Source organism: Gordonia sp. i37 (assembly GCF_002043085.1).
GTDB classification, from domain to species: domain Bacteria; phylum Actinomycetota; class Actinomycetes; order Mycobacteriales; family Mycobacteriaceae; genus Gordonia; species Gordonia polyisoprenivorans.
Genome location: NZ_MVPX01000336.1, coordinates 1 through 1018 on the forward strand (window position 1 = coordinate 1; position 1018 = coordinate 1018).

Consider the following 1018-nt stretch of genomic DNA (forward strand, 5'->3'; position numbering starts at 1 on the left):
ACCGACGATCGCGCGCAACTGTTCTTCGGTGGTGATCTCCATGTCGCCATGCTCCCAGATCGCCTCACACCTGCCCAGCGGTTTCCTAACCTCACGAGTTCCTGCCCTGCGGGCTTCCCGCAACTGCCGGGCGGTCAGGTGGTGGGCCGCAGCCATGCGAGGGCTGCGGCGACGAGTGCGCTGACCCCGTGCGAGAGGGTCGGTTGGATCACCGGTGCGAATTGCGGCGAGTGATTGGACGGCAGCCCGGCGACCACCGCCGCGACCTCCTCGACGCTGCCGGCACCGGCGAACAACGCCGGATCGGCGCCGCCCAGCAGCCAGTACGCACAGGGCGCGTCGGCCGCATGGGCGAAGTGACCGACGTCCTCGCTGCCGGTCACCACTCCGGGATCGACCACCATCACCCCGGGAACGTCCGAGAACGCCTTCCGTACCGTGTCACACGCGCCGGGATCGTTGACCAGCGCCGGGAACGACTCGGCGATCCGGATCTCCGGGTCACGACGGCCGCCGGCAGCCATCGTCTCCGCTTGCGCGAGAACGCGAATGCGTTCGAGGACGGTCTCGCGTACGTCCGGGTCGAAACTGCGTACGCTCACCGCGAGTTCGGCGCGGTCGGCGATGATGTTGGGAGCTGTGCCCGCGTGCAGCGATCCGACCGTCAACACCGCGGTCTCCGTGGGCGGCAGGGTCCTCGACACGATGGTCTGCAGACGCATGACCAAGGAGGACGCCATGACGACCGGGTCGATCGTCGTCTCCGGGCGTGAGCCGTGCCCGCCGACGCCGTGCAACACCACCGACACGCTGTCGGCCGCGGCAAACGAGACCCCGTCGTGAACACCGAGCAGCCCGGCCGGCAGCGGCGCGACATGTTGTCCGAGAACCACATCCGGCGTGCCGAATCGGCCGAAGAGGTCGTCGTCGACCATAGCTCGCGCCCCGCTGCCGATCTCTTCTGCGGGTTGGAACACCAGCATCAGACATCCGCGCCAGGTGTCGTCGGCGGCGAGGG

At 68.7% G+C, this 1018-nt stretch carries 1 protein-coding gene; it reads right to left on the bottom strand.

Going from position 1 to position 1018, the window contains the following annotated elements:
• Window positions 1–134: 134 nt before the first annotated feature.
• On the bottom strand, window positions 135–1018 hold an 884-nt coding region (locus B1964_RS16320), incomplete at its 5' end, for an amidohydrolase (protein WP_079930523.1).